The organism is Micromonospora sp. WMMD1274 (assembly GCF_049179035.1).
Classification (GTDB): Bacteria; Actinomycetota; Actinomycetes; order Mycobacteriales; family Micromonosporaceae; genus Micromonospora; species Micromonospora tulbaghiae.
Genome location: NZ_JBMHMG010000001.1, coordinates 1,356,359 through 1,381,055, shown reverse-complemented (window position 1 = coordinate 1,381,055; position 24,697 = coordinate 1,356,359). Strand labels below are relative to the sequence as shown.

29 protein-coding genes and 1 riboswitch are annotated in these 24,697 nt (G+C 73.4%); of the genes, 13 read left to right on the top strand and 16 right to left on the bottom strand.

The window, feature by feature from the left end:
* Nucleotides 1–10 precede the first annotated feature (10 nt).
* The 3 genes from ACN27D_RS05955 to ACN27D_RS05945 all read left to right on the top strand — a co-directional run bounded on the left by ACN27D_RS05955 (nt 11) and on the right by ACN27D_RS05945 (nt 1,406).
* A complete protein-coding gene (locus ACN27D_RS05955; protein ID WP_030274649.1) occupies nt 11–787 on the top strand; it encodes an isoprenyl transferase in 777 nt (258 codons plus the stop codon).
* Between the two features lie 68 nt (nt 788–855).
* The gene (locus ACN27D_RS05950; protein ID WP_073831832.1) at nt 856–1,041 is read left to right on the top strand and encodes a hypothetical protein; all 186 of its coding nucleotides are present in this window, start codon (nt 856–858) and stop codon (nt 1,039–1,041) included.
* A gap of 140 nt (nt 1,042–1,181) precedes the next feature.
* Nucleotides 1,182–1,406: a thioredoxin reductase gene (locus tag ACN27D_RS05945; protein ID WP_091421712.1), complete on the top strand. Its 225-nt coding sequence runs from the start codon at nt 1,182–1,184 to the stop codon at nt 1,404–1,406.
* A 9-nt stretch (nt 1,407–1,415) separates the two neighbouring features.
* Here ACN27D_RS05945 and gndA read toward each other — a convergent pair whose 3' ends face one another.
* Nucleotides 1,416–2,858, bottom strand: a complete 1,443-nt coding sequence (gene gndA, locus ACN27D_RS05940; RefSeq protein ID WP_350816983.1) for an NADP-dependent phosphogluconate dehydrogenase — start codon at nt 2,856–2,858, stop codon at nt 1,416–1,418.
* 344 nt (nt 2,859–3,202) lie between these two features.
* Between gndA and ACN27D_RS05935 the strand changes: the two genes are divergently transcribed.
* Nucleotides 3,203–3,568 (top strand): hypothetical protein, encoded by a 366-nt coding sequence (locus tag ACN27D_RS05935; RefSeq protein WP_421498705.1) that lies wholly within the window; start codon nt 3,203–3,205, stop codon nt 3,566–3,568.
* Between the two features lie 196 nt (nt 3,569–3,764).
* On the opposite strand, the gene ACN27D_RS05930 is transcribed toward ACN27D_RS05935, so the two are convergent.
* The 8 genes from ACN27D_RS05930 to ACN27D_RS05895 form a co-directional block, all read right to left on the bottom strand.
* On the bottom strand, nt 3,765–3,974 hold the full coding sequence (locus tag ACN27D_RS05930) for a hypothetical protein (protein ID WP_120568514.1): 210 nt from the start codon (nt 3,972–3,974) through the stop codon (nt 3,765–3,767).
* A gap of 61 nt (nt 3,975–4,035) precedes the next feature.
* Nucleotides 4,036–4,584, bottom strand: coding sequence for a S26 family signal peptidase (locus tag ACN27D_RS05925; protein WP_421498704.1), 549 nt, complete (start codon nt 4,582–4,584; stop codon nt 4,036–4,038).
* Nucleotides 4,581–6,392, bottom strand: a complete 1,812-nt coding sequence (locus tag ACN27D_RS05920) for an ABC transporter ATP-binding protein (RefSeq protein WP_358172269.1) — start codon at nt 6,390–6,392, stop codon at nt 4,581–4,583. Before ACN27D_RS05920 ends, ACN27D_RS05925 begins: the two co-directional genes overlap by 4 nt.
* Nucleotides 6,393–6,493: 101 nt before the next feature.
* Complete coding sequence (locus ACN27D_RS05915; RefSeq protein WP_357825448.1) at nt 6,494–7,042, bottom strand: TlpA disulfide reductase family protein; 549 nt, start codon at nt 7,040–7,042, stop codon at nt 6,494–6,496.
* Between the two features lie 45 nt (nt 7,043–7,087).
* On the bottom strand, nt 7,088–7,687 hold the full coding sequence (locus tag ACN27D_RS05910; protein ID WP_358172271.1) for a MauE/DoxX family redox-associated membrane protein: 600 nt from the start codon (nt 7,685–7,687) through the stop codon (nt 7,088–7,090).
* 78 nt (nt 7,688–7,765) lie between these two features.
* Nucleotides 7,766–8,566 (bottom strand): energy-coupling factor transporter transmembrane component T family protein, encoded by an 801-nt coding sequence (locus ACN27D_RS05905; RefSeq protein WP_421498703.1) that lies wholly within the window; start codon nt 8,564–8,566, stop codon nt 7,766–7,768.
* A complete protein-coding gene (locus ACN27D_RS05900; protein ID WP_421498702.1) occupies nt 8,563–10,068 on the bottom strand; it encodes an ABC transporter ATP-binding protein in 1,506 nt (501 codons plus the stop codon). The genes ACN27D_RS05905 and ACN27D_RS05900 overlap by 4 nt, the downstream gene beginning before the upstream one ends.
* A gap of 109 nt (nt 10,069–10,177) precedes the next feature.
* Complete coding sequence (locus ACN27D_RS05895; protein ID WP_358172277.1) at nt 10,178–10,768, bottom strand: ECF transporter S component; 591 nt, start codon at nt 10,766–10,768, stop codon at nt 10,178–10,180.
* Between the two features lie 75 nt (nt 10,769–10,843).
* A riboswitch (TPP riboswitch) is annotated at nt 10,844–10,950 on the bottom strand.
* A gap of 76 nt (nt 10,951–11,026) precedes the next feature.
* Between ACN27D_RS05895 and ACN27D_RS05890 the strand changes: the two genes are divergently transcribed.
* From ACN27D_RS05890 to ACN27D_RS05875, 4 genes are all read left to right on the top strand, one after another.
* Nucleotides 11,027–11,863: an alpha/beta fold hydrolase gene (locus ACN27D_RS05890; RefSeq protein ID WP_252454486.1), complete on the top strand. Its 837-nt coding sequence runs from the start codon at nt 11,027–11,029 to the stop codon at nt 11,861–11,863.
* A complete protein-coding gene (locus ACN27D_RS05885; protein WP_421498701.1) occupies nt 11,860–12,609 on the top strand; it encodes a sugar isomerase domain-containing protein in 750 nt (249 codons plus the stop codon). The genes ACN27D_RS05890 and ACN27D_RS05885 overlap by 4 nt, the downstream gene beginning before the upstream one ends.
* Before the next feature lie 91 nt (nt 12,610–12,700).
* The gene (locus tag ACN27D_RS05880) at nt 12,701–13,201 is read left to right on the top strand and encodes a DUF6328 family protein (RefSeq protein ID WP_121685349.1); all 501 of its coding nucleotides are present in this window, start codon (nt 12,701–12,703) and stop codon (nt 13,199–13,201) included.
* A 107-nt stretch (nt 13,202–13,308) separates the two neighbouring features.
* Nucleotides 13,309–15,282 carry an acyl-CoA dehydrogenase family protein gene (locus ACN27D_RS05875; protein WP_121685350.1) on the top strand — a complete coding sequence of 658 codons (1,974 nt, stop codon included), beginning with the start codon at nt 13,309–13,311 and terminating at the stop codon, nt 15,280–15,282.
* A gap of 46 nt (nt 15,283–15,328) precedes the next feature.
* On the opposite strand, the gene ACN27D_RS05870 is transcribed toward ACN27D_RS05875, so the two are convergent.
* From ACN27D_RS05870 to ACN27D_RS05840, 7 genes are all read right to left on the bottom strand, one after another.
* A complete protein-coding gene (locus ACN27D_RS05870; protein WP_162959003.1) occupies nt 15,329–15,496 on the bottom strand; it encodes a hypothetical protein in 168 nt (55 codons plus the stop codon).
* Between the two features lie 9 nt (nt 15,497–15,505).
* Nucleotides 15,506–16,111 carry a hypothetical protein gene (locus ACN27D_RS05865; protein WP_120568524.1) on the bottom strand — a complete coding sequence of 202 codons (606 nt, stop codon included), beginning with the start codon at nt 16,109–16,111 and terminating at the stop codon, nt 15,506–15,508.
* 52 nt (nt 16,112–16,163) lie between these two features.
* Nucleotides 16,164–16,466, bottom strand: coding sequence for an ArsR/SmtB family transcription factor (locus tag ACN27D_RS05860; protein ID WP_013287947.1), 303 nt, complete (start codon nt 16,464–16,466; stop codon nt 16,164–16,166).
* Between the two features lie 43 nt (nt 16,467–16,509).
* Complete coding sequence (locus ACN27D_RS05855; RefSeq protein ID WP_121685351.1) at nt 16,510–17,385, bottom strand: metal ABC transporter permease; 876 nt, start codon at nt 17,383–17,385, stop codon at nt 16,510–16,512.
* A gap of 1 nt (nt 17,386) precedes the next feature.
* Nucleotides 17,387–18,151: a metal ABC transporter ATP-binding protein gene (locus ACN27D_RS05850; protein ID WP_421498700.1), complete on the bottom strand. Its 765-nt coding sequence runs from the start codon at nt 18,149–18,151 to the stop codon at nt 17,387–17,389.
* Entirely contained in the window at nt 18,148–19,095 is a 948-nt protein-coding gene (locus ACN27D_RS05845; protein WP_121685353.1) for a metal ABC transporter substrate-binding protein, read from the bottom strand. Before ACN27D_RS05845 ends, ACN27D_RS05850 begins: the two co-directional genes overlap by 4 nt.
* An 83-nt stretch (nt 19,096–19,178) precedes the next feature.
* Nucleotides 19,179–19,442 carry a DUF6703 family protein gene (locus ACN27D_RS05840; RefSeq protein ID WP_120568528.1) on the bottom strand — a complete coding sequence of 88 codons (264 nt, stop codon included), beginning with the start codon at nt 19,440–19,442 and terminating at the stop codon, nt 19,179–19,181.
* 27 nt (nt 19,443–19,469) lie between these two features.
* Here ACN27D_RS05840 and ACN27D_RS05835 point away from each other — a divergent pair, with 27 nt between their 5' ends.
* From ACN27D_RS05835 to dusB, 5 genes are all read left to right on the top strand, one after another.
* Entirely contained in the window at nt 19,470–19,811 is a 342-nt protein-coding gene (locus ACN27D_RS05835) for an antibiotic biosynthesis monooxygenase family protein (RefSeq protein WP_120568529.1), read from the top strand.
* A gap of 94 nt (nt 19,812–19,905) precedes the next feature.
* A complete protein-coding gene (locus ACN27D_RS05830) occupies nt 19,906–20,379 on the top strand; it encodes a hypothetical protein (RefSeq protein WP_120568530.1) in 474 nt (157 codons plus the stop codon).
* A gap of 113 nt (nt 20,380–20,492) precedes the next feature.
* The gene (locus ACN27D_RS05825) at nt 20,493–21,872 is read left to right on the top strand and encodes a glycine--tRNA ligase (RefSeq protein ID WP_120568531.1); all 1,380 of its coding nucleotides are present in this window, start codon (nt 20,493–20,495) and stop codon (nt 21,870–21,872) included.
* A 156-nt stretch (nt 21,873–22,028) separates the two neighbouring features.
* Entirely contained in the window at nt 22,029–23,453 is a 1,425-nt protein-coding gene (locus tag ACN27D_RS05820) for an MFS transporter (RefSeq protein ID WP_421498699.1), read from the top strand.
* A 37-nt stretch (nt 23,454–23,490) separates the two neighbouring features.
* Nucleotides 23,491–24,654 carry a tRNA dihydrouridine synthase DusB gene (dusB, locus tag ACN27D_RS05815; RefSeq protein WP_308212791.1) on the top strand — a complete coding sequence of 388 codons (1,164 nt, stop codon included), beginning with the start codon at nt 23,491–23,493 and terminating at the stop codon, nt 24,652–24,654.
* Nucleotides 24,655–24,697: the final 43 nt, after the last annotated feature.

Below are 24,697 nucleotides of genomic sequence, written 5' to 3'. Positions count from 1 at the left end.
CCGCGAGCCGGTGCCGCCGACCCCGCACCCCTCCGGCGCCCGACCGCCGGCGCTGCCGCCCGCCGCGGTGCCCCGGCACGTCGCCATCGTGATGGACGGCAACGGCCGCTGGGCCAAGGAGCGCGGCCTGCCCCGCACCAAGGGCCACGAGCAGGGCGAGCACAGCCTGTTCGACGCCGTCGAGGGCGCGATCGAGATGGGCATCCCCTACCTGTCCGCGTACGCGTTCTCCACCGAGAACTGGCGGCGCTCGCCGGACGAGGTCCGCTTCCTGATGGGCTTCAACCGCGACGTCATCCGCCGCCGCCGGGACCAGCTCGTCGACCTGGGCGTACGCGTGGTCTGGTCGGGCCGCGCGGGCCGGCTGTGGAAGAGCGTCATCTCCGAGCTGCAGACCGCCGAGGAGATGTCGCGCGGCAACTCGACGCTGACGCTGCAGTTCTGCGTCAACTACGGCGGCCAGGCGGAGATCGCCGACGCCGCCGCCGGGATCGCCCGCGACGTGGCGGCCGGCAGGCTGGACCCGGCCAAGGTGAACGAGAAGACGGTGGCGCGGTACCTCTACCACCCCGAGGTGCCCGAGGTCGACCTGTTCCTGCGCCCCTCCGGCGAGCAGCGCATCTCCAACTTCCTGCTCTGGCAGACCGCGTACGCCGAGCTGGTCTACCTGGACACGCTCTGGCCCGACTTCGACCGCCGCCACCTCTGGTACGCCTGCGAGCTGTACGCCCAGCGCGACCGCCGCTTCGGCGGGGCCCTGCCCAACCCGGTGGCACCGGGAGCCTGAGGTCACGCTTACCGACGCGCCGCGCTGGGTACGGATACCGGTAGACGACAAACGCGGAGGTGAACCACATGATTCAGAAGCGGATCGCGCAGTGGGCGGTCATGGCGGTCGCCGTGCCGCTGGCGGCGGCCGGCGCGCGCCGGCTCAGCCACACCCTGGAGGCCCGTCGCGGCCCGTCCGGGGTGAGCCGTCTGCTGACCAAGGGTGCCGACCTGGTCCGGCCGCAGAAGGCCAAGCGTCGCCGGTTCTTCTGACCGCGACGTTCGGCCCTGGTGGCCGCAGCCGGTATCCGGCCCGAGCGTGACGCCCCGCATCCGGCTTTCCCGCCGGGCGCGGGGCGTTCCGCTCTACGATCGGCGCAGGGCGCGCCTTGCGCCCACCACGGGGGTGGAGGATGCGCGATCTCCGGTACGAGATGACTGCTGCCCTGGCCGCCGCCGACCTGGTGGAGCCGGCCCGCCGGGACGCTGTGGCCGCACTGTGCGCCGACGTGGCGCAGCGGTGGTGCGCCGAGCTGGGGCACACCCCGGCGGTCCGCTCCGGTGAGATCGGCGAACTGGCGGCAGGCGAGCCGGCCGCCGGATGGGCGCCCGAGCCGGACGGTCAGCGGGCCTGGTGAGCGCGCGGCTCACGCCTCCACTTCGGAACGGTCGCCCGCCCAGAGCGTGTGGAACGAGCCGTCCCGGTCCACCCGGTGGTACGTGTGCGCGCCGAAGTTGTCCCGCAACCCCTGGATCAGCGCGGCCGGCAGCCGCTGCGCCCGCAGCGCGTCGAAGTAGGCCAGCGACGACCCGAAGGCCGGTGCCGGCACGCCCGCCCGGGCCGCGTCGGCCACCACCCGTCGCCAGGCCGGTACGCCGTCGCTGATCCGCTCGGCGAACCAGGGCGCGACGAGCAGTGTCGACAGGTCCGGCTCCGCGTCGTACGCCTCCCGGATCCGGTCGAGGAAACCGGCCCGGATGATGCAGCCGCCCCGCCAGATGGTGGCCGTACCGCCCAGGTCGATGTCCCAGTCGTACTCCCGGCTGCCGGCCCGGATGTGGTCGAAACCCTGCGCGTACGCGACGATCTTGCTGGCCAGCAGCGCGCGGCGCACGTCCTCGACGAACGTCTCCCGGTCGTCCACCTGCCACTTCTCGCCCGCGTCGCCGAACACGCGGCGGGCGGCCTCCCGCTGGCCGGCGTGGCCGGACAGCGACCGGGCGAACGTGGCCTCGGCGATCCCGGTGATCGGGATGCCGAGGTCGAGCGCGCTCTGCACGGTCCAGCGGCCGGTGCCCTTCTGCTCGGCCTGGTCGAGCACCACGTCCACGAACGCCTGGCCGGTCGCCGCGTCGGTGTGGCCGAGCACGTCGGCGGTGATCTCGATGAGGAACGACCCCAGCTCGCCGCCGTTCCACTCCCGGAAGATCTCCGCGATCTCCGCCGGGCTCGCCGACAGACCGGCCCGCAACAGGTCGTACGCCTCGGCGATGAGCTGCATGTCGGCGTACTCGATGCCGTTGTGCACCATCTTCACGAAGTGGCCCGCGCCGTCCGGCCCGATGTGCCGGCAGCAGGGCTCACCCTCCACCTGCGCGGCGATCTTCTCGAAGATCGGTCCCAGCTTGCGGTACGACTCGGCCGACCCGCCCGGCATGATGCTCGGCCCGAGCAGCGCGCCCTCCTCGCCGCCGGACACGCCGGTGCCGACGAAGTGCAGCCCGTGCTCGCGCAGCGCCTCCTCCCGACGGCGGGTGTCGGCGAAGTGCGCGTTGCCGCAGTCGACGACGATGTCCCCCTCCTCCAGCAGCGGGACCAGCTCGTCGATCACCGCGTCGGTGGGCGCGCCGGCCTTCACCATCACGATGACCGCGCGGGGCCGCTCCAGCGAGCCGACGAAGTCCGCGAGCGACTCCGACGGCACGAACGTGCCCTCGTCGCCGTGCTCGGCCACGAGGCTGCGGGTGCGTTCCGGCGACCGGTTGTGCACCGCCACGGCGAAGCCGTTGCGGGCCAGGTTCCGGGCCAGGTTGCGGCCCATCACCGCCAGACCGGTGACCCCGATCTGCGCCGTCGCCTGCTCTGCCATGCGTACCGCCACCTCTCGTCCGTGCTGCCGTTCTGCGACCGTATCGCGGTCGTCGGGGGAGCGGGCGGGGACGTCGACAGGGCGTGACCGGCGGGTGGCCGTGCGTCTCGCGCGTTAATTCGGATGCGGGGCACCCGGCGGCGGGTTAGCGTTACGGCATGCGTAAGTGACGCCCCACCTCCGAGCCCGGTCCACCGCCGTCAGTGCCGTGGACCCGTCCTGCTCCGGGCGTCCGCATCCCTTCCCCGCCACCGTCGGTCGCGGTGTCTGTCGTGATCGGAACGCACCGGAGCCCTCGCTCGGCGCGTCCCGGTCGGCGCGCCCGCACGACAGGAGGCCCGCGAATGCCCGCGAAGCGCAATCCGAAGAAGTCCCGCAAGCAGTCCTCGCCGCAGGTGACCGCGCCGACGCTCGACGCGCTCACCGTGGAGCCGCCCGCGATGGTGCTCCCGGCGGAGCCGGTGGTGCCCGCCGTGTCCGCGGTGGTGCGCTCCACCGAGCCGGCGGCGCCCACTGTGTCTCCGGATGCGGTGTCGGCAGTCCTGGCTGCGCCGACGGTGTCGCCTTCGGAGTCTCTGGAGCCCCCGGTCCTGCCGGGCGCATCCGCGACGCCGCCCAGATCGGGCCCACCGGCAGGGCGGCAGGCCCGGTTCACCGGGCGCAGTCAGCGCGCCGGCCAGACCCGGTTCTACGCCTTCCGCCGAAGCTGACCGACAGCCCCGTTCCCAGCCGGTCGCCCGCAACCAGATCCCCCCACCCGCCTGACGATCATGAGGTTGGCGGGGACGAAACGGGCGGCCGGTGCCGTCAACTTCATGATCAACGGGGTTGGCGGGCGAGAGGGCGGTAAGGAGTGAGCCCGCCCTGCCGGTGACGGCGGGGCGGGCTCACGGGGGTGAGGCAGGATCAGCAGGTGCCGATCCCGTTCCGGGCGGTGCAGTCGCAGCGCCGGATGCCGTTCACGCAGCGGCAGTACAGGTAGTAGGGCTTCCCGGACCTGCAGTCGCAGTAGGCACCCCAGCCCGGCGTGCAGGCGGTCGCCGCGGCGGCGGCCGTGGTCTTCGGGACGACCAGGCTGAGCACCCGGTCGCCCAGTGATTCGATCAGTCGGATCATCGGGCTCCTCCTTATCGATGTCCGTCCCGCCGGCAGGCAAGACTTCGATGATCATACATGTTTATGACGGTCGATGACCCGTTGAAGCGACCCTGCGTTTCACCACGCCGAGCACATCCGAGTGGGCGAAGTAGCCGACCTGCCGCGAATCGTGACTTGCCGCCCGGTTGTCGCCGATCAGCACCAGCAGTCCCGGCGGCACGGTCGCCGGCGCAACGCCCTCGCCCGGCACCCTTCCGGCGGCGGCCCCGGCCGGCGGGCCGACCGGCGACCCGCCCGGCCCGGGCAGGTCCGGTGGCACCGGATCGCCGGGCAGGGCCGCGATCCTCTTGATCAGCCAACCCTCGTCCAGGACCGGCCTGCCACCGCGGAACCGCCGCATCGGCACCCGCCGCTCGCCGGGCCATCCGGCGACCACGATCTGGCCGGTTCGCAGAGCCGAGGGCGGCACCCGCCGCACCAGCACCCGGTCCCCGGGGCGGTACGTGGGGAGCATGCTCTCACCCTGGACGGTGACCAGCACGTACCGCTCACGCAGCCACCACACCGCCGCGAACGGGGCCGCCACGGCTGCGACGAGCACGGCGGCCACGGCGATCGGCCGGGTCACAGTGCCTCCTCCGGTACCGGATCGAGCTGGTAGCCGTCGGCCTGACGACGGAACAGCTCGGCGTACGCGCCACCGGCCGCCAGCAGCCCGGTGTGCGTCCCCTGCTCGGCCACCCGCCCTTCGGCGAGCACCACGATCCGGTCGGCGTCGCGGATCGAACCGAGCCGGTGCGAGACGAGGACACTGGTACGGCCGGCCCGGTGGGCACGCAACGCGGTGTGCACCTCGTACTCGGCGTCGGGGTCCAGGCCGGAGCTGGGCTCGTCGAGGATCATCAGGTCGTGTTCCTCCCGCAGGTAGGCGCGGGCCAGGGCGATCCGCTGCCACTGCCCGCCGGAGAGGCGCACCCCGGTCTGCAGGTCACCCTGGTCCGACTCACCGAAGAAGATCCGGGTGAGCAGCGTGTCGTAGCCGTGCGGCAACGCCTCGATCACCGGATGCACCCCGGCCTTCCGGGCCGCCCGGACCAGCCGGTCCCGGTCGTCGGACACCGGAAGGTTGCCGACCCCGATGTTCTCCGCCGCGCTCAGGTCGTAGGCCATGTAGTCCTGGAAGACCGCACCGATCCGGCGGCGGAGCTCTGCCACGTCGAGGTCGCGCAGGTCGACGCCGTCCCAGAGGATCGCCCCCCGGCTCGGGTCGTAGAAGCGGCAGAGCAGCTTGACGATCGTGCTCTTGCCCGCACCGTTGAGCCCGACCAGTCCCACCGCCTGACCCGCCGGCAGGTGCAGGTCGACGCCGCGCAGCACCCAGGGCAGCTCGTCGCTGTAGCGGAACCAGACGTCCCGCAGCTCGATGCCCCGGCGCAGTGGCCGCACCGGCGCCGGATCGACGGCGAGCGGCAGATCCACCGGACCGCCGGCGATCACCGCGAAGTGGTCGAAGAGCAGCAGTTGCTCGTGCCCGCCGGCGACGGCACGCACCAGCGCGTTGAGCCCGGTCTGCACGCCCGCGAGCGCGGCGATCACGATCGAGACGTCGCCGACGGTCAGCTCGCCCGCGTACGCCGCCCGGACCGCCCAGAGCAGCCCGGCCCCGCCGACCACCGCCGCGAGCATCCCCAGCCCGCCCTGGACGAGCAGCTCCCGCCGGTCGACCCGGCGCAGCGCCTGGTTGGCCCGGCGTCGCTCCCGCAGCATCCGTCCGCGCAGGAAGTCCTCCAGCCCGAACAGCCGGATCTCCTTCGCCGCCTGCACGTCCTGGAGCAGATCCCGGTAGACGATCTCGGTGCGTTCCCACGGGCCGACCTGCCACTGCACCCGGGCACGCCGTCGGGCGAGGGCCAACTCGGCCAGGAACACGGGTGCGGCGGCCAGCAGGACCAGGCCGGTGAGGGCCGGACTGAGCAGGGCGAGCGATCCGACGAAGCCGCCGACCAGCAGCACCCCGCGCACCAGGCCGAAGGCCGCCTCCACCAGTTGGACCGGCATGGCCGCGGCGTCCTGGGCCAACCGCAGCCGGTCCAGGAAGACCGGGTCCTCCAGCCGCGCCAACCCGACCTGGCGTCCCACCGAACGGTAGAGCTCGTCGTCGGCGACGAGGGCGACGTTCCGTCCGATCTCGCCGGTCAGATACGCGCCGAGCTGCGGCAGCAGGGCGGTGCCGAGCCCGGCGACGGCCAGCCCGGCCCCGGCGCCGAGCACCGTGCCCCAGGGCGCGCCGCTGCCGACCGCGTCCAGGACGACCTTGAGCAGCCAGGCGGTGACGATCGGCAGTACCCCGCTCGCCAGCGTGACCAGGCCGTAGGCGGTCGTGGTCAGGAGCGCCCCGCGTCGGACCAGGCGGGCACCCAGGGCGGCAGCGGCCACCAGCGGCCACCGTCGGCGGCCGGTCTCGCGAGGTGCTCCGCCCGGCGGCTCCCCGGGCGGTCGGGCCGACGGGCCGGGGGTGCCGGCGTCGCCCGGCGGACTCATCCGGCCACGGGGGCCGAGAGGTCTTCGATCAGGGAGCCGCTGGCGACGACGACGCCGGATTCGTCGATCAGGCCGATCGCCGGGAAGCCCTGCACCCCGAAGGCGGTGCAGAGCGGCCCTCCGTCGGACTCGACGACCACCCGTGCCACCGGGGTCAGCGCGGCGACGTACTCGCCGGCGGCGTCCCGGTCGCTCACCACGACCCCGACGACGTGGTCCCGGCCGCCGGGGTGCTCGGCGGCGTACCGGATGAACTGCGGCATGCGCTCCCGGCAGGGGGTGCAGTCCGGGGAGAAGAACGCGACGAGGGTGCGCCCGGTCAGCCCGTCCCGCGTGACGGTCACGCCGTCCTCGGTGACCGCCTGGAACGGCGCGACGGTGCTCCCGGCCCCGAGCATGATCTGGTCGCTGTGGCCGTGCCCGGCCTCGACAGCGGTGAGCCGTACGGTGTGCTCGCGGAGCCGCCTGATCACCCCGAAGGTGAGGATCAGATTCAGCAGGCCGATGATGCCGACGACGATGACGGCAGCGGCGAGATACGCCATGGGGTTGCTCCTTCGTGCTTGTCGGGGTGCTCGACTACCTCGGGGTCACTGGTCCACCGGCACTTCTGTGGTCGCCGTCGGGCACGCCGCGCCGACCGGCGGGGATCCGGGGACCGGGCCGCGCGGCTGGGCGACGAAGAGGTCGGTGATGTCGTCGAACCACACGAAGAGCAGCCCGCCCACCGCACCGGCCACAGCGGCCACGGCGACGCCCGCGAGGGGCACGTCGCCGGTGGCGCCCGCGGCTGCCACTCCCACCAGCGCGGCAGTGGTCAGCAGGCCGTTGCGGAGCAGGTGTCGCCGGCCGAGCGGTGCGCCTGTCGCGCCGAAGCAGCGGCAGGCCACCCGTTGCCGGCGGCCCAGCGTGACGGCGATCCCGATGCTGAAGGCGACCAGGAGCAGGGCCGCGAGCACGTGGCCGAGTCGACGGGTCGGCGGCACCAGCAGCAGGACCGGGACGGCGGCTTCGGCCAGGCCGACCACACCGGCGGCGGCGGGGACGAGCCGCGCCGGCACCACCCGCATGGCGGCGAGCGAGGCGACGAACTCCTGCCAGGACGCGCGGCTGCGGACCTTGCCGGCTGTCGCGGCCAGGAAGACCACGCCGATCAGGCAACGCAGCGCGACGTCCAGGTGATCAAGCACCGGGTCAGGCTAACAATATCGACCACTGTCACGAAAGGAGATCGTCGATGTCCTGATCGGCGGGGTGGGTGGGAGGGGTCAGCCGATCAGGGGGCGGAAGCTGCCGAGCAGCACGCTGAGCGTCAGCGCCGCGCCGGCGATCAGCGCCGCCCCGACGATCAACAGCGTGTCGGCGAGGACGAAGCGCTGACGGCGGGCGACCGAGCGCGGCGTACCCGCGTCGAAGCCCCGGGCGTCCATCGCCACGGCCAGCCGCGTACCCCGCCGGATCGCGCCCACGAGCAGCGTGAACGCGGTGGACGCGAACAGCCGCAGCTTCGCCACCGGGTTGCGGCCGGCGTCCACGCCGCGGGCCCGGCGGGCCATGCTGATCATCCGCCACTCCTGTTCCAGCAGCGGCACCATCCGGAACGCGGCGAGCGCCCCGATGGCGAACCGGGCGGGCGCCTTCGCGTTCTGGATCAGCGCGTCGGCCAGGTCGGTCGGGTCGGTGGTGGCGAACACGACGATGCCGGGCAGCGCCACCGCGAACATGCGCAGCACCAGCCCGAGCGCGGTCATCAGCACGCCCTGGGTGACCAGGACCGGCCCGGCCTCGACCAGTACCGGACCGGAACGGTCGGCCGCGAAGAGCACCAGCGTGACCAGGATGCCGACGGCACCGGCGAGCAGGGGCCACGCCCGGCGGGCCAGCACCCGGTAGCGGACACCGAACAGCGGCAGCACCGCGAGTTCGACGGCGATGGCGACGGCCGGGGCCACCGGGTCGAGCGTCGCCACCAGGATCAGGGTGAAGACCAGCGCGGCGGCCAGCTTCGCCACCGGGTTGCGCCGGGCCAGCGGAGCGCCGGGTGCGGCGACCGGTTCGAGGCCGATCACGGCGCACGCCCGGCAGCCGGACCGTCGTCGCCCGAGCGCTCGGCGCCGGCCGGGGGCCGACCGCCGGGGGAGTGCTCCGCGTCCGGCGGTGACCGGCGCAGGGTGAGCGTCCGGTCGGCCAGCGCAGCGACGAAGTCCTCGTCGTGGGTCACCGCGACCACGCCGTGCCCGGCGTCGCGCAGCTCGGCGAGCAGGTCGACCAGCTCCAGCCAGGTCCGCCGGTCCTGGCCGAACGTGGGCTCGTCGCAGATCAGCAGGCGGGGCGCGGTGGCCAGGGCCGTCGCCACGCTCAGCCGCCGCGCCTCCCCACCCGAGAGGGTGTACGGGTTGGCGCCGGCCAGCCGGTCCAGGCGCAGCCGGTGCAGCAACCCGTCCACGGTGGCGGTCACCGCCGTCTCGGGCTGACCGGTACGGCGCGGGCCGAGCGCCAGCTCGTCGCGCACCGTGGCGGTGACGAACTGGTGCTCCGGATCCTGGAACACCGACCCGATCCGGCGTACCAGCGCCGGTGCCCGCCAGCGGTGCGGGGGAGTACGCGCGTCCCGCCCGGCCAGTTCGGCGGACGCGGTGACGGTGCCCGTTCCGGGGCGCAGCAGACCGCCCAGGAGCAGCGCCAGTGTGGACTTGCCGGCCCCGTTGGGTCCGAGGACGGCGAGCGCCTCGCCGGCGCGTACCCGAAGGTCGGTGGGGTCGAGCCGGGGTGGGAGGCCGAGCCGGTCGGCGGTGAGCAGCACGTCGCCGGGCGGCGCGGTGGCGTGCCGGTGCGGCACGGTACGGCCCGGCACCCAGACCCCGGCGGCGGCCAGCGCGTCGCCGTGGGCGGCGAAGACCGTCTCGGGTGGCCCGTCGGCGCGTACCCCGCCGCCGGGTTCCAGCACCACGACGCGGTCGACCAGCGGCAGCGCCTCGGTGACCCGGTGCTCGACCAGGATCATCGTGGTGTCCAGGTCGAGCGCGTTCGCGACGGCGCGGCGGATCAGGGTGGCACCGGCCGGGTCGAGGTTGGCGGTGGGCTCGTCGAGCAGCAGCAGCCCCGGCCGTAGCGCGAGCGTGCCGGCCAGGGCCAGCCGCTGCTGCTCGCCGCCGCTGAGCGCGGCGGTCGGGCGGTCCCGGTCGTACGGGAAGCCGACCCGGTGCAGCGCCTCGTCGACGCGGGGCCAGATCTCCCCGGCGGGTACGCCACGGTTCTCCAACCCGAACGCCACGTCGTCGCCGGAGCGGGCCATCACGAGCTGGGTCTCCGGATCCTGGAAGACGATGCCGACGCGCTCGCGGGCCTTGCGCGGGTCCAGCCCGTCGATCTCGACGGTGCCCTCCTGCTCGCCGGAGTCCTCCGGCAACAGCCCGGCGAGCGCGGCCAGCAGCGTGCTCTTGCCGGCCCCGGAGGGCCCGAGCAGCAGCACCCGCTCCCCGCTCTCCACCCGCAGATCCACTCCACGCAGAGCCCAGCGCCGGCGCCCCCCGTGCCGCCACCCGAACCCCCGCAGCACCACAGCGCTCACCGCCCACCCACCCCCTCTCCCGGCCCAGCCTGCGTGATCAAGGAGTTCGCGTCCGGAGAATCGTGCCCGGCGGACGCAAACTCCTTGATCACCGGGCGGGGGTGAGGCCTCAGATCAAGGCTCGGTCGCGGCCGGCGGGGAAGCGGTCCAGGACGCCGGTGTTCGCCAGCGCGCGGGTGAGGGCCACCGCGCCCAGGCCGGCCACCAGCAGGCAACTGAGCACACCGAAGGCGATGTAGGGCAGCCGGAAGGTCGTCCAGCTCGTGCCCGGGTACCAGTACAGGGCGTCGAACAGCGTGGCGAAGAGGCCGCCGCACGCGCCGGCGAGCGCCGCCGTGAGCGGCCGGTAGAGGCGGTACCGGGTGGCCGCGAAGACCGCCTCGACGCCCAGGCCCTGCACCGCGCCCTGGAGGATCGCCATCGCGCCGTACGGGGAGCCGAGCAGCACCGAGACGGTCGAGGCGACGGTCTCGGTGAGCAGCGCCGCACCCGGCTTGCGGACGATCAGCGCGCTCAGCACGGCCGGGATGAGCCAGACGCCGTACATCACCGACTGCAGCGGGGCGAAGAAGGCGAACGGCCCGTCGCTGCCCTTCCAGAGGATGTTCCAGAGCTGGAACACGACGCCGAAGGCTACGGCGATGACCGAGGCGACGACGATGTCGACGGTACGCCAGCGGTTGCTGTCGGTACGGTTCATGGTTGGCTCCCAGTTCGTCGAGGTGAACCAGGAGAAGACGCACGCCGCGCCCGGTGGTCACCGGACGGCGACGCGGCTGGAGGTCGACCGAACTCCCTGCGCTGGCATTACCCAGATCAGGTTCGAGGGTCTGCGGGCACCGGCCCGCACTCTCAGCGCTGTGCGCTCCCCTGTCGGATGTGAAGTTGTCTCGTCGCAGACGCTAGCACCGACGACGGCCCCCGGCCCAGCAGGGCGAGTGTCGGTATGGTGGCGATCATGCTGGTGGATGCGCGGGGACTGACGTTCGAGGTACGCGCCGGCGGCCCCGAGGGCGGTGATCCCGTCCTGCTGCTGCACGGCTTCCCGCAGCACTCCGGCGAGTGGGACGCGGTGACGCCCGCCCTGCACGCCGCCGGGCTGCGCACGTACGCGCTCGACCAGCGCGGCTACTCGCCCGGCGCGCGTCCGGCGGACGTCGGGGCGTACCGGATTCCGGAGCTGGTGGCCGACGCGGCGGCGGTGCTGGACGCGCTCGGGGTGACCCGCGCGCACGTGGTGGGCCACGACTGGGGCGCGATCGTGGCGTGGGGCCTGGCGGCGGCGCACCCGGAGCGGGTCCGGACGTTGACCGCGGTGTCGGTGCCGCACCCGGCCGCCATGGGCCACGCGCTCGCCACCGACCCCCGGCAGAAGGTCAAGTCCGCCTACATCGCGTTGTTCCGCAAGCCCGGTACGGCGGAGAAGGTGCTGCTGGCGTGGAACGGCGCCACGCTGCGCAAGCTGCTGAGCGGGGTGGGCGGCGCCGGCGAGGTGGCCCGGTACGCCGAGCCGATGCGCGAGCCGGGGGCGTTGACGGCGGCGCTGAACTGGTACCGCGCGATGACCGGGACGGACATGAAGGCGGTCGCCCCGGTCGGGGTGCCCACCACGTTCGTCTGGAGCGACAAGGACGTGGCGATCGGCCGGACGGCCGCGCAGGCGTGCGCCGCGCACGTCACGGGTGACTACCGGTTCGTGGTGCTGCCCGGGGTCAGTCACTGGATCCCGGACGAGGCGCCCGGCCCGCTGGCCGAGGCGATCCTCGCCCGGTGCGCAGGAACGGAGGAAGCATGACGGTGAGCGCCGACGCGTACCTGGCGGTGGTGACCGAGACGATCGGCCGGGTCGCGGCCGAGCAGCGACAGAACGTGGCCGACGCGGCCGACCTGATCGCGGCGGCGCTGCAGGCCGACGGCGTGGTGCACGCGTTCGGCACCGGGCACTCCGAGGCGCTGGCCATGGAGATCGCCGGGCGGGCCGGCGGGCTGGTGCCCACCAACCGGATCGCGCTGCGTGACCTGGTGCTGGTCGGCGGCGACCCGGCCGACGTGCTGGGCCCGAAGCTGGAACGCGACCCGGCGGTGGCGCACCGCCTCTACGAGCTGGCGCCGATCCGGCCGCAGGACGTGTTCGTGCTGGCCTCGAACTCGGGCGTGAACGGGGCGATGGTCGAGTTCGCGTCCGTCGTGAAGGAACGCGGGCACGGCCTGGTGGCGATCACGTCGGCGCAGCACTCGGCCCGGATGACGTCGCGGCACCCGTCCGGCCGCAAGCTCGCCGACTTCGCCGACGTGGTGCTGGACAACGGCGCCCCGTACGGCGACGCCACGCTGCCGCTGCCCGGCGGCGGCGCGGTCGGCGCGGTCTCCTCGATCACGGCGGCGCTGCTCGCCCAGCAGATCGTCGTTGAGGTGGTGGCCCGGCTGGTCGCGGCGGGGCAGCGCCCGCCGGTCTACCTGTCCGCGAACATCACCGGCGGCGACGAGCACAACGCCGAGCTGGAGGCACGGTACGCGGGCCGCATCCGCCGGGGATCCTGAACCGGTTTCGTGATCAGCCGTACGGGGCACAGGCGGTCCTGCCGGTGGGCGTTCACCCGCCGGCCGTGCCGTCTCCCGGGGAGGTCCGCGAGTGTCCAAGGAATCCGAGAAGCAGCGCTGGCAGCGCAACTTCGCCGATCTGTTGCAGGAGCTGCGGGTCGCGCAGACCGGCGTGCAGATCCTCTTCGCCTTCCTGCTGACGCTGCCGTTCAGCAACGGGTTCGGCCGGACCACGGAGTTCCAGCGCGACGTCTACATCCTGGCGCTGCTGACCGCCGCCGCGTCCGCCGCGATGATCATCTCTCCGGTCGCGTTCCACCGGGCGTTGTTCCGGCAGGGCCGCAAGCCGGAGCTGGTCCGGTTCGCCCACCGGATGGCCACCGGCGGCCTGTTCTTCATGCTGATCGCGATGGTCAGCTCGGTCCTGCTGGTCACCGACTTCGTGCTGGACCGGCCGATCGCGTTCCTGCTCAGCGCGCTCACCGGCCTGTGGTTCCTGATCTTCTGGGCGATCCTGCCGTTCAGCCGGCGCAACTGGGGTGACGACGACATCGACGACGAGGACGACAACCCTCAGTCGCTCACCGACTGACGGTTCGCCAAATCGGGCGTGCACGCGGCGCTACCCCTGGGTAACACCCGGGGGTAGCGTCGTTTTCGTCGCACGCGTCGACGCAGCCGGACCGCGAGGAGGCAGCCGTGACCACGACACAGAACAGCCGGCCCGAGTCACCCGACGGCGCGGGACCGCTGCCCACCGAGGCGGGCCAGGTCTCCGAGAAGGAGGCCCGCCAGGTCGCCGAGGCGGCCCGCGAGTCGGCCTGGGACCGGCCCAGCTTCGGCAAGGAGTTGTTCCTCGGCCGGTTCCGGCTCGACCTGATCGACCCGTGGCCCCGCCCCGACCCGGCCGAGGTGGCCCGCGCGGACGAGTTCCTCGGCGCGCTGCGCGCGTACCTGGCGTCCGACGTGGACGGCGAGGCGATCGAGCGGGACGCGCGCATCCCCGACGAGGTGTTCCACGGCCTGGCCGGGCTCGGCACGTTCGGCATGAAGATCGACCGGAGGTACGGCGGGCTCGGGCTGAGCAACCTGCACTACTGCCGGGCGCTGATGCTCGTCGGCTCGGTGAACCCGGCGGTCAGCGCGCTGCTCTCCGCGCACCAGTCGATCGGCGTGCCGCAGCCGCTGAAGATGTTCGGCACGCCCGAGCAGAAGGAACGGTTCCTGCCCCGGCTCGCCGCCGGTGAGGTCTCCGCGTTCCTGCTCACCGAGCCGGACGTCGGCTCCGACCCGGCCCGGCTCGCCACCACCGCCGAGCCGACGGCGGACGGCACCGGCTACCGGCTCAACGGGGTGAAGCTCTGGGCCACCAACGGCACGCTCGCCACGCTGCTGGTGGTGATGGCCCGGGTGCCGGCCGGTGCGGGGCGCCGCGGCGGCATCACCGCGTTCGTGGTGGAGGGCGACAGCGACGGCATCACCGTCGAGCGGCGCAACTCCTTCGTCGGGCTGCGCGGCCTGGAGAACAGCCTCACCCGGTTCCACGACGTGTTCGTGCCGAAGGAGAACGTGATCGGCGGCGAGGGCAAGGGCCTGAAGATCGCGCTGACCACGTTGAACACCGGCCGGCTCTCGCTGCCGGCCATGTGCGTCGGCGCCGGCAAGTGGGCGCTGAACGTGGCCCGGGAATGGGCGGCGGACCGGGTCCAGTGGGGCCGCCCGGTGGGCGAGCACGAGGCGGTGGCGAAGAAGCTGTCCTTCATCGCCGCCACCACGTACGGCATGGAGTCGATGCTCGACCTGTCCTGCATGCTCGCCGACGACGACCGCAACGACATCCGGATCGAGGCGGCACTGGTCAAGCTGTACGCCAGCGAGATGGCCTGGCGGATCGCCGACGAGCTGATCCAGATCCGCGGTGGCCGTGGCTACGAGACGGCCGACTCGCTGGCCGCCCGGGGGGAACGGCCGGCCGCCGTCGAGCAGCTCCTGCGCGACCTGCGGATCAACCGGATCTTCGAGGGCTCCACCGAGATCATGCACCTGCTGATCGCCCGCGAGGCGGTCGACGCACACCTGTCCGTGGCGGGCGACATCATCGACCCCGACGCCGGGCTGGGCCGCAAGGCCAGGGCGGGCGCGCGGGCCGGTGCCTTCTACGCGAAATGGCTGCCCACGCTCGCCGTCGGCAAGGGGCAGACGCCCGGGGCGTACCAGGAGTTCGGACCGCTGGCCGGGCACCTGCGCCACGTCGAGCGGACCTCCCGCAAGCTGGCCCGGTCGACGTTCTACGCGATGTCCCGGTGGCAGGGGAAGATGGAACGCAAGCAGGCGTTCCTCGGCCGGGTGGTGGACATCGGCGCGGAGCTGTTCGCGATGAGCGCGGTCTGCGTCCGGGCCTACGCCGAGCGGGACGCGCACCCGGAGAACGTCGAACTGGCCGACCTGTTCTGCCGGCAGGCGCGGCTGCGTGTCGACGAGCTGTTCACCGGCCTGTGGTCGAACACCGACTCGGTCGACGTGGCAGCCGCCAAGCGGATCGTCGCCGGCCGGTACGCCTCGGTGGAGGACGGCGTCGTCACCCCGCCCGCCGACCTGCCGTGGGTGGCCCGCTGGGAACCGGGGCCGTCCACCGAGCAGGACGTCCGCCGTCGCATCCCGCCCGCCGGCTGACCGGAGCGCCCCGGCGGCCGTCCCGCCCGGACGGCCGCCGCGGCGGTCAGCGCGCGATCGCCCAGGCCAGGATGCCGGCCAGGATCAGGCCGTTGAGCCCGGCCAGCACCAGGTACGCCGACGGCGGGATCTTGCGGCCCTTGCGGACGAAACTCACCAGCACGCCCGCGTACGCCAGCAGCAGCACGGCGACGACGATCAGGAAGTACAGCACCGGCACACCTTACCGGCCGCCGCGCAGCCCCAGTTCGCGCAGCTCCAGCGCGGCGAGCGCGTCGACTGTCGCGTCGTCGCCGCGCCGCCACGCCTCGGCGACGTCGGGCGCGATCCGGGTCAGCTTCGACAGCGGCTGACCGGCCAGCGCGCGCAGCGCCAGCAGGTCCCGCCCGGCCGGTGCGCCGGCCAGGGCCTTCGCCGCGCCCGCCCGGCGCATCCAGCGCAGGCGCAGCGGCAGCCAGCCGAACAACACCAGGCCGAGCGGGAACACCAGCACCGCGACGGTCAGCGCGAGCGCGAGCTGCCCGACCAGCTCCTGCTGGTCGCGGCCGGCCTCGGCGACCGAGCGGGCGGCCTCGGCGGCGCGGGTGAACGGCGCGGTCAGCTCGTCGCCGACGATCGGCACCCGGCCGACCTTGCCGCCGGCGTCGGCCAGGTTGTCGGCGAGTCCACCACCGGCCCCCTCCAGCTTCTGCCCGGGTACGGCGAGCTTCTCGACCAGGTCGTGCAGCCACAGCGCGAAGCGGATCGCGGCGTACACCCAGACGACCACGAGCAGGTCGGTGAGGAACTGGCGGACGGCGGTGGGAAAACGGTCGGCGTAGATCTTCACGCCGGACAGCGTCCCACGGCGCGGGCGCGTCGGCACCTGGCCGATTTCCCGCTCAGTGCGACCCTTCGCCGGCGTGACTGACGGCGTCCGCCACGATGTGCGCGACGTGGTCGTCGACCAGGGCGTACGCGATCTCCCGGCCGCGCCGCGACCCGCGCACCACGCCGGCGCCCCGCAGCACCCGCAGGTGCTGGGAGACCAGCGGCTGAGGCGCGCCGAGCTTCTCGACCAGCTCGTGCACGCAGCGTTCGCCCTCGGCCAGCTCGCTCACGATCGCGAGCCGGATCGGGGCCGAGAGCGCGCGCAGCAGGTCACCCGCACCCTCGAAGGCGTCGTACCCGTTCGTGCCGGTCACCCTGTAACGGTAACCAATCCCAGCTGCGGCGGCGGGTAGGGCCTCACCGCAGCAGCACCTCGTGCTCGGCCGGCTCGGACGGCGGCGCGACCCGGTCGGCCCGTACCCGCCGCCGCAGCGCCCGCACACCGGCTGCCGCGAGCGCGACCAGCAGGAACGAGCCGATCGCCACGAGCACCACCGACGCGCCGGGCGCGGTGTCGGCGGTGGCCGCCACCCACACCCCGGCTCCGGCGGCGAACAGGCCCAGCGCCATGGCCGCCGTCATGGTCGACCGGAAGCCCCGGGTCACCTGCTGCGCGGTGGCGACCGGCACCACCATCAGCGCGCTGATCAGCAGCACCCCGACCGCCCGCATGGCGATGGTCACGGTGACCGCGGTGCCGACCGCGATGAGCAGGTTCAGCGCCCGTACCGGCAGGCCGGACACCCGGGCGTACTCCTCGTCGTGGCACACCGCGAACAGCGCCGGGCGCAGCACCAGCATGGTCACCAGCAGCACCACGCCGAGCACGCCGATGGTGATCAGGTCGGTCCGGGAGGTGGTGGTCAGCGACCCGAACAGGTACGCGTTGAGCGACCCGCTGCTGGCGTCGGAGAGCCCGACCAGCATCACGCCACCGGCGATGCCGCCGTAGAACAGCAACGCCAGCGCCAGGTCACCGGAGGTGCGCCCGTACGCGCGGACCAGCTCGATCACCACCGCGCCGAGCGTCGCGGCGATCACCGCCACCAGCACGGGGGAGCGGTTGAGCAGCAGTCCCGCGCCGACGCCGGTGAGCGCCACGTGCCCGAGCCCGTCGCCGATCAGCGCCAGCCGGCGCTGCACCAGGTAGATGCCGAGCGCCGGGGCGGCCAGCCCGATGATCAGCGCGCCGACCAGGGCGCGGAGCATGAAGTCGTACTGGAAGAGATCCATCTCAGATGCCTGTCCAGAGCCGGGCGGGCTCCTCGTCGCAGTGCGGGTGCACGTGCTCGTGGTCCGGGTCGGCGTGGTGGCCGGCCGGTTCGGGCACCGCGCCGTCGTGGGCGATCCCGCCCTGGTGCACCACCACGGCCCGGCTGATCAGCGGGCGCAGCGGGCCCAGCTCGTGCGCGACGAGCAGCACGGTGCCCCCGCCGTCGCGGAACGTGCGCAGCGCCCCGGCGAACGCCTCCTGGCTGGCCGCGTCCACCCCGGCGGTCGGCTCGTCGAGCACCAGCAGCTCCGGCCCGCCGGCGAGCGCGCGGGCGATCAGGGTGCGCTGCTGCTGGCCGCCGGAGAGCGTGGACACCGGGTCACCGGCCCGGTCGGCGAGCCCGACCGCCTCCAGCGCCGCCGCCACCGCCTCCCGGTCCGCCCGCCCCGCGGGCCGCAGCACGCCCCGGCGGGCCAGCCGCCCGGACGCCACCACCTCGCGCACGGTCGCGGGCACTCCGCTGCCCGCGCCGAGCCGCTGTGGCACGTACCCGATGCGGTGCCACTGCCGGAAGCGGCGCTGCGGCGTGCCGAACAGGGCGACCGACCCGGCGCCGACCGGCACCAGGCCGAGCGCGGCGCGCACGAGCGTCGACTTGCCGGAGCCGTTGGCGCCGAGCACGGCGACCACCTCTGAGGCGGTCACTGTCAACGAGACGTCACGCAGCACCGGGCGGCCGTCGTAGCCGATCGTGGCGTGCGCGATCTCGATCACGGGTGGGGTCATGAACAGTCCAGAGCGGTTCGCAGGGTCTGCAGGTTGGTGCGCATCGCGGAGAGGTAGTCGCCGTCGGCGGGCGGGCCCTCCAGCGGGTCCAGGACCGCCGTCTTCGCCCCGACCTCACGCGCGATGGTCTCGGCGACCTTCGGGCTGACCAGCGTCTCGAAGAAGATCGTGCCGGCCTGGTGCTCCCGGGCCTCCTCGGCGACCTCGGCGAGGCGCTTCGGGGACGGCTCGGACTCCGGGGTGAGCCCGCTGATGCCGATCTGCTCCAGCCGGTAGCGCTCGGTCAGGTAGCCGAACGCGGTGTGACTGGTCACGATCTCCCGGCGCTGGCAGGTGCGCAGGCCGTCGGCGTACTCGGTGTCGAGCTTCGTCAGCTCGGAGCGCAGCGCGCCGGCGCGGGCGGTGTAGTCGGCGGCGTGGTCCGGGTCGGCCTTGCCGAGCCGCTCGGCGAGCTTGTCGCCGATGGTGGCCAGCCGGGTCGGGTCGAGCCAGACGTGCGGGTCCTTGCCGCCGCCCTCCTCGGCGTGCCCGGCCTCGCCCTCGTGGTCGTGGTCGTGGCCACCGGCGGCGGCGTCCAGCAGCGGCGTCACGCCCGCCACGTCGAACGCGCGGTCGCCGCCGTTCTGCTCCACCGCCTCGTCCACCGCCGGCTGGAAGCCGCTGAGGTAGACGACCACGTCGGCGTCGACGACCTGGCCGACCTGCCGCGGGTTGAGTTCCAGGTCGTGCGGCTCGGCGCCCGGCTTGGTGAGGTTGCTGACCGCGACCGTGTCGCCGCCGATCCGCTCGGCCAGGAACTGGAGCGGGTAGAACGCGGCCACCACGTCGACCCTGCCCGGCTCGCTCGCGCCGCCTGTGCCGTCCGCGCAGGCGGTCAGGCCGGCGGTGGCGAGCAGGGCGGTGGCTGCGGCGGTCAGGATGCGGCGCGGTGCACGAACGGTCATGGGCTCAACTGTCCGCGACAACGAAAACTATTGTCAAAAACGCATGATTGCATGTCAGCGCAGGTCAGCTCGGCTTCGTCAGGTCAGCCGACCATGAGCTTCGCCAGCGCCACCGCGATCAACAAGGTCAACATCACCAGCCGGAGCATCCGGGTCGCCGGGGCCTGCACCGGCCAGGTGACCGACATCAGCCAGACCAGCCCGCCGGCCAGCACGAGCAGCAGGACGCCGCCCGCCGGGCCGGGCGCGAACAGGCCGACAAGCACCAGGGCCAGCGCGGCCAGGAACACCGCCGTCGGGTTGAGCCGTGCCAACCGGGACAGCACGGGACTCTGCGTACGCTGCATGCCACAAACTCTACGAGGAGGAACGCCGTGCTGGTCACCAACCGGTTCGTGGTGGAAGCCGAAACGGTGGACGAGTTCACCCGTGCGGCGCACGCCGCGCTGACCGCGCTCGCCGCCCGCCCCGGCTACCTGCGCGGTGAACTGCTGCGGGCGCTCGACGATCCGGACCACTGGCTCCTGGTCACCGAGTGGGAGTCGGTCGGTGCGTACCGGCGGGCGCTCGGCGGATTCGACGTCAAGGTCACCGCCGTGCCGCTGCTCGCCCGATCGGTGGACGAGCCGTCGGCGTACGAGACGCTCGCCGGCGCCGCCCCCGAGGGGGAGATCGTCGTCGTCGCCAGCGATCGTGCCGCACGTCCGTACCGCTGAGTGCCGGGGCACTACCCTGGCGCGTATGACCGCTCCCGGACCGGCCGCGCCACCCCCGCCATCCGTTCCGCCCGCGCTGCCGGCGGACCCCGGGGTGCCCGCGCCGCCGCAGGGGCCCGGCGCCGCGCCGCCGTTCGCCGCCCCGCCCACCGAGGGCGGGCGGACCCGGCTGTGGCTCGGCCTCGGCGCGGGCGCGCTCGCCGTGCTGATCTGCTGCGGCGGGGGCGGCACGGCGGTGGTGGGTCTGGCGGTGAGCAACGCCCAGGCGATCGGCGAGCAGGGCCGGGCGGTCACGAACGACTACTACCAGGCGCTCGTGGCGCGGGAGTGGTCCAAGGCGTACGACACGCTCTGCGACGACATCCGCCGACGCGAGCCCCGGCGGGAGTTCGAGCGGCGGGTGGCCACCGAGCCGCAGATCTCCGGCTACCGGGTGGGCGAGGTCGACCTCACCACGCTCACCGTGCCGGTGGACGTCACGCTGGCCGGCGGCCGGCGGGAGGCGCAGACCGTGACGCTGGCGGCGGACCAGCAGACGGGCGGCGTGGAGGTCTGCGGGGTGAGCTGACCGGCCCCCGGTATTCTGCTGGGCTCGGGACGGACACGGTCGTACCGTTGTCCCGAACAGCCCGGTTCCATCCATCTCAACCGCGCCGACCGCCAGCCGGCGTAGGAGGAAACATGCCAGCCGACCGTATCGACGCCGTCACCAGCCTCGCCAAGCGCCGGGGTTTCGTCTTTCCCTCCAGCGAGATCTACGGGGGCACCCGGTCGGCGTGGGACTACGGTCCGCTCGGCGTCGAGCTGAAGGAGAACGTCCGTCGGCAGTGGTGGCGGACCATGGTGCAGCAGCGCGACGACGTCGTCGGCCTCGACTCGGCGGTCATCCTGGCCCGCAAGGTCTGGGAGGCCAGCGGCCACATCGCCGAGTTCGTCGACCCGCTGACCGAGTGCCAGTCCTGCCACAAGCGGTTCCGGGCCGACCACCTGGAAGAGGCGTACGAGGCCAAGCACGGCAAGCCGCTGACCTCGCTGACGGAGCTGAACTGCCCCAACTGCGGCAACAAGGGCACCTTCACCGAGCCGAAGATGTTCAACGGCCTGATGAAGACCTACCTGGGCCCGGTGGAGAGCGACGAGGGCATGCACTACCTGCGCCCGGAGACCGCCCAGGGCATCTTCGTCAACTACAAGAACGTGGAGACGGTCGCCCGCAAGAAGCCGCCGTTCGGCATCGCGCAGACCGGCAAGTCGTTCCGCAACGAGATCACCCCGGGCAACTTCATCTTCCGGACCCGCGAGTTCGAGCAGATGGAGATGGAGTTCTTCGTCGAGCCGGGCACCGACGAGCAGTGGCACGAGTACTGGCTCTCCGAGCGCTGGAACTGGTACCTCGACCTGGGCCTGTCCGAGGAGAACCTGCGCTTCTACGAGCACCCCAAGGAGAAGCTCTCCCACTACTCGAAGCGCACCGTCGACATCGAGTACCGGTTCCAGTTCGGCGGCACCGACTTCGCCGAGCTGGAGGGCATCGCCAACCGCACCGACTTCGACCTGTCCACGCACAGCAAGCACTCCGGCGTCGACCTGTCGTACTTCGACCAGGGCAAGGGCGAGCGCTGGATCCCGTACGTGATCGAGCCGGCCGCCGGCCTCACCCGCGCGGTGCTGGCGTTCCTGCTGGAGGCGTACGACGAGGACGAGGCGCCGAACACCAAGGGCGGCGTGGACAAGCGCACCGTCATGCGCTTCGACCCGCGGCTGGCCCCGGTCAAGGTCGCGGTGCTGCCGCTGTCGCGCAACGAGGCGCTGTCGCCGAAGGCCAAGCAACTCGCCGCCGACCTGCGCAAGCGCTGGGTGGTCGAGTTCGACGACTCGCAGGCGATCGGCCGCCGCTACCGCCGGCAGGACGAGATCGGCACGCCGTTCTGCGTCACTGTCGACTTCGACACGCTCGACGACAACGCGGTCACGGTCCGGAACCGGGACACCATGGCCCAGGAGCGCGTCTCCCTGGACCAGGTCGAGCGCTACCTGATCGAGCGCCTGCCCGGCTGCTGACGTCTCACCGAGAAGGGCGCCGTCGCCGACGGCGCCCTTCTTCGCGTCTCCCGGACCGGACGACAGGTCGACGTGTCTGAATCCCGCGAGCCCGTTGTCGTTAGCCGGCGGGAGCGCCGGGTAGCAGATCCCTCACCGGCAGCGGAGGGGGGCGAGATGCGGCAGGCGACCACCGGACCGTCCGCCACCCCGGCGCCCGCGGTGGTGGCGCATCGATGGCCCACCGCGCTGGTCCTGGCCAGCGCCATGTTCCTGGTGCTGTTCGACAGCCTGGCGGTGGCCACGGCGCTGCCGCGCATCGGTGCCGAGTTCCGCCTCGGCCCGGGCCGCCTCCAGTGGGTCGTGACGCTGTACTCGCTGAGCATCGGCGGCCTGCTGCTGCTCGGGGGCCGGCTCTGCGACCTGTGGGGGCGACGCCGGCTGATCGTCGTCAGCCTCGCCCTGGCCACTCTCGGCTCGGCCCTGGCCGGGCTGGCGACCGCGCTGCTCCCGCTGCTGCTCGGCCGGGTGCTTCAGGGCGCCGGCGCGGCCCTCGCCATCCCGGCGACACTGGCGTCGGCGGCCACGTACTTCCCGGACGAGCCGTGGCGCAGCCGGGTGTTCGCGGTGGTCGCCGCCGCCGCGAACACGGCCGGTCTGGCCGGGGCGATCGTCGGCGGCCTGATCACCTCGCACCTGGGCTGGCGCTGGGTCTTCCTGGCCACCGTGCCGGTCGGACTGATGGCGATGGTGGCGGCCCGGGTGCTGCTGCCGGCGAGCCGGCCCGAAACGGGCGGCCGGCAGCGGCTGGACCTCGCCGGGGCGGTCCTCGCCACCGGCATGCTGCTCGCGCTGATCTTCGGCGCGAACCGGATCGCCGAGTCGGGTCCGGACCCGGTCGCGCTCGGCGCGGTCGCCGCCTCCGGAGTGCTGCTGTTCCTGCTGGTGCGCGTCGAGCGGCGGGTGGCCGACCCGCTGGTCCGGCCGGCCCTGCTCCGGTCGCGCCCGCTGGTCGCCGGTTGCCTCGCCTTCGCCGCCCACTCGGCCGCGTACGCGGTGGTGGTGGTCGTGGGCAGTCTCTACCTCCAGGAGGTCCACGGCCTGTCCCCGGCGGGCGCCGGGCTGGTGCTGGCCCCGGTGCTGCTCGGCGCGCTGGTCAGCGCCGCTCCGGCGGGCGCGCTGATCCGCCGGTTCGGCGCGCGGCGGGTCGTCGCGGTGGCGCTGGCCCTGTGCGCGGTCACGCTCGCGCTGGTGGCGGTCAGTGCGGGCGGCCCGCTGATCCTCGTGACGACGATCCTGGTCGCCTGGGGGCTCAGCGCCGGTCCGATCTACGTCGGGCTGACCCGGGTGTGTGTCGGTGACGCGCCGCCTGGCGACCAGGGAACGGCCTCGGCGGTGTTCGAGTCGACCACCCACGTGGCCGGGGCCATCTCCGTGGCGGTCTTCCTCACGTTGCTCGCCGCCGGGGTCGGCTACGGCGTCGTGCAGTTCGTCGGTGCCGTGGTGGGCGGGCTGGGCGTCCTCGCGCTGCTGCTGATCATGCCGGCGGGGGAGCCCGGGACCGCGCCGAAGCCCGCGCCGCAGCGGGTGGACGCCCGGTAGGCGTCGATACCCGAGAACGCCTCCCTACACTGGTCAGGTGACTGCCCCGACCCTGCCCGCGTTGACCATCGGCCCGCACCGGGTGTGGCCGCCGGTGGTGCTCGCGCCGATGGCCGGGATCACCAACGTCGGCTTCCGCCGGCTCTGCCGCGAGCAGGGCGGCGGCATCTACGTCTGCGAGATGATCACCACCCGGGCGCTCGTCGAGCGGAACCCGAAGACGCTGCGCATGATCGCCTTCGGCGCCGAGGAGCAGCCCCGCAGCCTCCAGCTCTACGGCACCGACCCGGAGATCACCGCCGCCGCCGTACGGATCGTGGTCGAGCGCGACCTGGCCGACCACATCGACCTCAACTTCGGCTGCCCGGTGCCCAAGGTGACCCGCAAGGGCGGCGGCTCGGCCCTGCCGTGGCGCCGCCGGCTGTTCGCCCGGCTGGTCAAGGCCGCCGTCGACGCCGCGTCACCCGCCGGGGTGCCGGTCACCGTCAAGATGCGCAAGGGCATCGACGACGACCACCTGACGTACGTCGAGGCGGGGCTGGCGGCACAGGACGCGGGCGTCGCGGCGGTCGCCCTGCACGGGCGTACGGCCGCGCAGCGCTACTCCGGCACCGCCGACTGGGACGCGATCGCCACGCTCAAGGCGGCGCTCGACGTGCCGGTGCTCGGCAACGGCGACATCTGGGAGGCCGACGACGCGCTGCGGATGGTCGCGCACACCGGCGTCGACGGCGTGGTGATCGGGCGCGGCTGCCTGGGCCGGCCGTGGCTGTTCGCCGACCTGGAGGCCGCGTTCAACGGGAGCCCCGAGCGGCGGCTGCCCTCGCTCGGCGAGGTCGCGGTGACCATGCGCCGGCACGCCGAGCTGCTGGTGGAGCAGTTCGTGGCCGGCGCGCGCAACCCGGCCCGGGGCGAGCGGGACGGCTGCACCGACTTCCGCAAGCACGTCGCCTGGTATCTGAAGGGCTTCCCGATCGGCAGCGAACTGCGTCGCTCGCTCGCCATGATCGAGAGCCTGGCGCAGCTCGACGACCTGCTCGGCAAGCTCGACCCGGCCGTACCGTTCCCGGTGGAGAACCTCGGCCAGCCGCGCGGCCGCACCAACTCCCCGGGCAAGGTCTTCCTGCCCGACGGCTGGCTGGCCAGCCGCGACGACGACACCCCGCCGGACGGCGCGGAGCTGGACGACTCCGGCGGCTGAGAGACGCCGAAGGGCCCGACCCCGTTCGGGGTCGGGCCCTTCG